This is a genomic window from Reichenbachiella sp. MALMAid0571 (assembly GCF_040151475.1).
Lineage (GTDB): Bacteria > Bacteroidota > Bacteroidia > Cytophagales > Cyclobacteriaceae > CAXBNB01.
Window position 1 is genome coordinate 1 of record NZ_JBDKWG010000008.1, and the last position, 7,208, is coordinate 7,208.

The 7,208-nt window shown below is 34.5% G+C and carries 4 protein-coding genes; all 4 read left to right on the top strand.

The window, feature by feature from the left end; translation table 11 throughout:
• Positions 1-374 precede the first annotated feature (374 nt).
• The 4 genes from AAOP42_RS00070 to AAOP42_RS00085 are packed head-to-tail and all read left to right on the top strand — an operon-like array spanning position 375 to position 6,952.
• Entirely contained in the window at positions 375-1,835 is a 1,461-nt protein-coding gene (locus AAOP42_RS00070) for a DUF3375 domain-containing protein (protein WP_349526411.1), read from the top strand.
• Positions 1,832-2,410 carry a DUF4194 domain-containing protein gene (locus AAOP42_RS00075; protein ID WP_349526412.1) on the top strand — a complete coding sequence of 193 codons (579 nt, stop codon included), beginning with the start codon at positions 1,832-1,834 and terminating at the stop codon, positions 2,408-2,410. Before AAOP42_RS00070 ends, AAOP42_RS00075 begins: the two co-directional genes overlap by 4 nt.
• A gap of 37 nt (positions 2,411-2,447) precedes the next feature.
• On the top strand, positions 2,448-5,807 hold the full coding sequence (locus AAOP42_RS00080) for an ATP-binding protein (protein ID WP_349526413.1): 3,360 nt from the start codon (positions 2,448-2,450) through the stop codon (positions 5,805-5,807).
• Positions 5,804-6,952, top strand: a complete 1,149-nt coding sequence (locus tag AAOP42_RS00085; protein ID WP_349526414.1) for a Wadjet anti-phage system protein JetD domain-containing protein — start codon at positions 5,804-5,806, stop codon at positions 6,950-6,952. Before AAOP42_RS00080 ends, AAOP42_RS00085 begins: the two co-directional genes overlap by 4 nt.
• Positions 6,953-7,208: the final 256 nt, after the last annotated feature.

Below are 7,208 nucleotides of genomic sequence, written 5' to 3' on the forward strand. Positions count from 1 at the left end.
TTCAGTGCATACCTCATGGTAAACCACCTTGCAGCTTACTAATGGTTCGAGACACGACTCTCGCCCATAAGGGACTTGCACCCTATAAATTAATACCCTACTTTTATGTAGGGAAAGATGCCCATGCTGGGCACACACAAAGTGCATAATCAATGGCGGGGTTCAGTGTAAATTTGTAGTTTAGTTTTTCAAATAACGTTTGGTTTCATGGGACAGTGACGCGCTTCGAACACCCGCCACTGCTTATGCACAAACGTTGTGCGGCATACAAAAGAGCCAACCGCACAAACAGCACATTTGGTTTTTGCCGACACAAAAGCCAACACTAAAAAAACCAAAAGAGCTGTTTTTTGCCACCGCTGAACAGAAGTAAAATGAATGGAAACTCAAAAATATTAGAATCACTAAACAACTCACCGAGTGTTGAACTTTTGCGTTTGCGAAATCGAGAAATGATTATTGAATTTCTTACAAATACCTTTTCAAGTGGACAAGGCACAATTTCGTCAGATAATATTCAAATACAATTAGCTGATTTCTTAGAGTACAAACAAGTTGAAAATGATGAGGACAGCGAGATCAACGTTTTTGACACTTACGAAGAAAAGGCAAAAAAATATATACATCATTGGACAAACAAAGGCTTCTTAGCTAATTACCCTGATGAACAAGGAGAGGTTTTTTATGAACTTTCAGCTCATTCGAGCAAAACTATAGACTGGTTGGCAAGTTTAAAAAAAGAGGAATTTGTTGGGACTGAATCAAAGTTCAACAACATTTTAAATCAATTGAAAGAATTGGTTGAATTTACCAATGAAGATGCTGAAAAACGTATTCAGTTGTTGGAAGAAAAGAAATTAGAAATTGAACAGCAAATTCAGAGAATAAAAATTGGAGAAGATGTAAAGGTGTTCGAAGAGTTTGAAATTGTTCCTCGCTTTAATCAAATCAATCAATCAGCCAAAGAATTACTATCTGATTTTAAAGAGGTTGAAGATAATTTCAAAGAAATCACAAAGGGGATTTATCAAAAACACGCTGACGGTAGTTTAACCAAAAGCGATATCTTGGAATTTACCTTTGATGCTTTGGATGAACTGAAAAGTAGTCAGCAAGGAAAAAGCTTTTATGCATTTTGGTCATTCATTTTAAACCCTGACTTGCAAAACCGATGGGAAATTCTAACTAAGGAATTGTATAGAACTTTAGAAGAAAAATCAATTTCTGTCAATGACCCGTTCTTGAAAGGAATGAAAAGACATCTTCACAATTCAGGTCAAAAGGTCTATAAAGCCAACGATAAAATGGCTGAAAAATTAAGCCGTATTATTCGTGAAAGCGAAAGTTCAAAATCGGAAGCCACCAAAATCATCATCCAAGAAATAAAGAACCAGCTTGTAGCAATAAGCAAAACAAAAAGGAAACCTGAAACTTCGTTTGAACTGGAAATGGAAATCGAAATCAACATTCCGTTTGAACGAAAATTAACAGCAGAACAAAGCGAAGAAATTATTTATACAAGTAAACCAGAAATTGCGGATGAAAGTATTACTTCGTCCGAGCATTTAGGTAAGTTGTTTTCACAATCAAACATTGACAAAGCTTTGTTGCGGAAAAGAGTTAAAGATGTTTTGAATGAAAAATCACAAACCACACTATTAGATATTGTTGAAATTTACGGAGGACTTGAAAAAGGGCTGCCCGAATTGTTTGGATACATAGGCATTGCAAAAGATTTTAAACATTATATCAGCCCTGATAATACCCAAAGAATCGTTTTTGATTCTAAAAACAACAGACAAATAAAAATCCCTGAAATTATTTTCACCAAATGAGCACTTTAGAGCAAAATACAACACCGTACAGTAAAGCAATTGTAAAATTGCTAAAGGGCGTTGTCGAACGTTCTTCAAACGTGTGGGACGATATAATCAATTATCAAATTGAAATCCAAGAATACATCAGTAAAATTGGATTAGAACTCATTGTAAAAAAAGACGATGGTTTTGCGTTTGTAAAACAATTTGAAGACAACGAAGGAAAAACACTTGGCTTAGTTCAAAGGCGACAAATTGGATTTGAAACATCGATTGTACTTGTAGTTTTAAGACAAAGTTTAGAAGAATTTGATAGCAATCCGACACAGCTGGCTACTGAGAAATTTATTACTGATGCCGAAATAAAAGACGAATTAGAACTCTTTTTGCAAGAAGGCTACAACAAATTGAAATTTCAAAAAGATTTGGACAACTACATAAAAAGAGTAGTTGAATTAGGCTACTTGAAAGAAATCAGCAAAAAAGACAACGAAACGAAATATCAGATACACCGAATAATCAAGGAAAAAATCACCCCTGATATATTAAAAGAATTTAAAACAAAGTTAGAAGCATATGTTGAGTCTGTTTAGTACAAGTTCGGATAAAGCAGGGTTCAGACTTCAATATATGGAAGTTTTTAATTGGGGAACTTTTGATGAAAGAGTTTTTAGAATAAATCCCCAAGGAAATAATTCGCTTTTGACCGGTGCAAACGCTTCTGGAAAAAGCACATATATAGATGCTTTGTTAACTTTAGTAGTTCCTGCTAAAAGAGACCGTTTTTATAATCAATCTTCAGGTGTTGAGAAAAAAGGCGACCGCACAGAAGAAACTTATGTTTTGGGGCACTACGGAAATATTCAAGAAGAAGGAAAAACTTCTACTTCTACACAAAAGTTGCGTGATACAAGCACTTATTCAGTAATCCTTGCTCATTTTAAAAATACAGATGAAAAGAAAATCACATTATTCCAAGTACGTTGGTTTTCGAACAGCGAACTAAGAAGACAATTCGGTATTGCTCACATTCCACTTGAAATAGAAAAAGATTTCAGTCAGTTTGACGGTAAAGGAAATTGGAAAAAGCGATTAGATAAAATCTACAATGCGAATACATCCAAACGAAAAATAGAATTTTTAGACGGCCCAACTGCTTATGCAGAACGAATGTCAAATCTTTTCGGAATGCGTTCTACAAAAGCTTTGAGTTTATTCAACCAAGTTGTCGGGGTAAAAGTCTTGGAAGATTTAGATGAGTTTGTCAGAACTAATATGTTGGAGGAGTACACAGAGAATGGCAAAAATTCAGAAGAAGCATTCATTGAATTAAAAGAGAGCTTTCTCACATTAATGGATGCGAAAACCAACATTGAAAAAGCAAAAGAACAAATAAAACAGCTTACACCAATTAATAAAATTGCTAACAAACTGGGGGAAATTCAAGAAAACTTGAAACAGTTGGAGTATTCAAAAGAGACGGCTGTTTATTGGTTTGCCCAAAAAGGTGTTGAGTTGGGTCAAAAGGAATTAGAAAAATGCAAAGAAGAATTGCAACGATTGAATGATGAATTAGCGGAATTACGAAGTAAAGAGGAAAAATTAAAGCAGGAAGAAAGAGCAATTTCTATTTCTATTGAAAAGGATGAAGTCGGAAGCAAAATAAAAGATTTAGAAAAGGAGATTAAGAGCCTAACAATATTAAAAGAGAATCGAAGTAAGAAGCTTGATGATTACAACAAAATCGCTCGAAACATTGAACTGCCTACCAATCCAATTGAAAGCATATTTAATGAAAATCGTGAAAAGTCGAAACAGTTAAAACAAAGAACTCAGCAAAATATTGATGATGAAAGCGAAAACCTTCGAGCGATAAAAAATAAAGAAGATGAGTTGACCGAATCGGCCAACGAATTAGTAAACACCATTCAAACGCTTCAAAAAAACAAAAATAATATTCCTGTAAATGAAGCTAGAATACGTGAGGAACTTATTGAAAACATTGGAGCAACAAAAGAAGAAATCCCATTTATTGGCGAATTGATTAAAGTAAAGGAAGATGAATTGGCTTGGGAACCATCTGTTGAAAAAGTGCTTCACAATTTTGCTTTGCGTTTGATTGTTCCGCCAAAGTACTACTCAAAAGTAAATCAGTATGTAAACAACAATGACTTGAGAGGTAGAATTCGTTACGACAAGTACGAACAGCAGGATTATCTCCAAAGTATGCGACATAAGGAGATTAACGAAAATTCCTTAGTCAATAAAATTGAAATAAAACCCAAAACGCAGTATGATGAATGGATTGAGAATTATTTGGAAGCTCAATTCAACTTTACTTGTGTGGATAATCTTTCAGAATTTGAACACCATTCAGAAATGGCAATTACGCAGAACGGTTTAACAAAATTTAGAAAAGGGAAACACGAAAAAGACGACCGTCCACATATTTCGAGAAAAGAGAACTATGTTCTGGGTTGGGATAATAAAGAGAAAATTGCGGCTTTAAAGAAAGAATTGGGCAATCTGCAAAACCAACAAACCGAAAACAAAAAGGCGATTGCAAGTAAAAATTCTGAAATAAAAAATTTAGGAACATTCAAAGATGAGTGCCACAATCTGTTTTCAAAGTTTGACAAGTATGATGATATAGATTGGCAATCTTATGCCCGTGAAATACAAGAAAAGACGGAACAGAAAGAAGCGTTGGAAAAAACAAATGACAGAGTTAAGAAATTACAAGAGCAGTTGAAAGATGTGCAGGATAAGTTGAAGCAACTTTCTGAAGTCGAGATTGAAAACAAGGTATTAGCTAAAGGAAAAAAACAGACCGATATAGATAATGTTGATAAAACGGTAAAAGACAACAAAGCCATTTTTGAGTCTTTGGGTAATATGGATAGCTCAGAGTTTGAAATACAAAATCCCAATTTGTTGAATATTGAGTATGTGAATTTTGAAGCAAGACGCAAAAATTTCCAGGACGATAATTCAAGAGAAATAGCAGAGCTAAATAAACAAAAGCAACAAAACGAGCGAGAAGTCAGCGTAAAAATAAATGCATTTAAACAGCCGACTGAAATTATTACTAGCAAATACAAAGACTGGCGTTCTGATGTAAATGCTTTGCCCGAATCAACTCACTTAGAATTTATCAGCGAGTACCAAAAGTTTTTGGAAAGATTAGAAAAGGATAATCTTCCAAAATTTGAAAAGAAATTTAATGATTATTTGCAGGAAACCATCACCAATAAAGTTGGTGATTTTAGAATGTTCTTTGAAAACTGGTCGGATACCATCAAAGAAAACATTAGGCATCTGAACGATTCCCTAAAAGCTATTGATTTTAAAAACAGTCCGAAGACTTATATCCAACTTGTAGCACCGAATAAAATCAATGATGAAGTAAAAGAATTTAGAAGACTATTGGAAGAAGCCGTTCCTAATGTCTATCAAATGGAGAAAACAATTGAAGGAAGAGAATATCACTTTAACAATCACATTCACCCCTTTATAGAAAAGTTAGATAAAGAAGATTGGAGAAAAAAAGTAATGGATGTTCGTTCGTGGTTCAACTACAAAGCCGAAGAATTTTACAAAGAAACCAATCAGAAATTCAAAACTTATGAGGCTATGGGACAGCTTTCTGGTGGAGAGAAAGCCCAACTTACTTATACAATTCTAGGCTCTGCAATTGCTTATCAATTTGGTTTGACTAAAGAAGGATTACAAAGTAATTCATTCCGATTTATTGCTATTGACGAAGCGTTTAAAGCACAAGATGAAGACAAAGCAAGATATTTGGTAACCCTATGTAAGCAACTTCATTTGCAATTATTGGTGGTTACACCAAGTGATAATATTCACATCGTTGAAAACGATATTTCATTCGTTCACTTTGTAGAACGTAAGGAAGAAAGACATTCTTGGTTATACGATATGCCTATTGAACAATTTCAAGAACAAAAAGCGAACTACGTATTGCAATGATTTCACCACAGGAAATAAAGAAAAAGGCAGAAAGAAAATATGTTTCCTATCTTCAATCGCTAGTTGACAACAAGCCCTTTGAAAAATTGGTTATTCGTGGTGATAAGTCATATACCAAAACTTCATTCCCTGAATTTGAAAAAGAAATACAGTTAATTATTAGCCAATCAAAGGAAAAAACGGGCTTTGGATACTCATTGGAATTTCAAAATGTAAAAACAAAATCATTAGGTCTTCAAGCCTTACCAACCAATATATTCTTTGAAACCGAAAATGACTTTTTGAAATTTTTAGGTCGAAAAAATGAAGTTGAGTTATTCTGTAAAAGCACAAAGCACATCCTTGAAATATTTCCAGACTTAAAAGATTGGTTAATTAAAAATCCGTTGAAGGTAATCGCTAATCAAGCCGATTGGGAAAGTATTTTGAAAGTATGTAAATACTTCAAACAAAATCCCAAACCAAATTTGTACATAAGAGAATTACCAATAAAGGTTCATACAAAGTTTTTGGAGAAGAATCAAGGCGTAATCAGAGAATTACTTGATATTCTTATTTCAGCACATATCAAAATAGACGAAAAGTTATTTGAGAAAAGGTTTAACTTGAAATATGCCGAACCACAAATCCGGTTTAAGGTACTCGACAAAGAGATAAGTCAAAAATTCTTCTCAGGACTTGATGACATAGCTATTCCAGTTGGTCAATTTGAAATAATGGATCTGCCAATAAGAAAAGTATTGGTCGTAGAAAACAAAACAACCCTTTACACAACACTAACTCTTCCGAAAATGAATGATACAATTGCAATATTTGGTAGTGGATACAGTGTTATCAACTTAAAAAATGTGGAATGGTTCAACGGAATAGATTTACAGTATTGGGGAGATATAGATGCTCAAGGCTTTGAAATTTTATCTCAATTCAGGGGCTACTTTCCTCATTCGAAAAGTGTTTTGATGGACAAGAAAACCTTTGATAAGTATTTTGAAAACGATAACGGTACACCAACAAATATTTCAGTAAAACTTAACTTGACAAACAATGAACAAGAACTATACGACATATTGAAAGAGAACAACTGGCGACTTGAACAAGAAAAAATCCCGTTTGAATACGTGAATGACTATTTTGACAATGAATAAGCCAACACTCAACAGCCACACACATTGCCAAGCCGCTCAAAGCAGCCGCACAAGTCAAAGCTTGTCAATAAGTGTGTCTGTCCCAACGCGCGGAAGGAAAAATAAAAAGTACGACCGCACAATCGAGTAGATGGCCAGTGAGCAAATAGCCCACTGGTGCACCTCTCACACCACCGTACGTACGGGTCTCGTATACGGCGGTTCATCGAATCGAAGGTTGCGTATTCTGGTAGTAGGAAAGCATTGATTCATACCC

Excerpts from the sequence above, each read along its gene's own strand:
- AAOP42_RS00070 (WP_349526411.1), top strand. The coding sequence starts at position 375 with ATGAATGGAAACTCAAAAATATTAGAATCACTAAACAACTCACCGAGT.
- AAOP42_RS00075 (WP_349526412.1), top strand. The coding sequence starts at position 1,832 with ATGAGCACTTTAGAGCAAAATACAACACCGTACAGTAAAGCAATTGTA.
- AAOP42_RS00080 (WP_349526413.1), top strand. The coding sequence starts at position 2,448 with ATGGAAGTTTTTAATTGGGGAACTTTTGATGAAAGAGTTTTTAGAATA.
- AAOP42_RS00085 (WP_349526414.1), top strand. The coding sequence starts at position 5,804 with ATGATTTCACCACAGGAAATAAAGAAAAAGGCAGAAAGAAAATATGTT.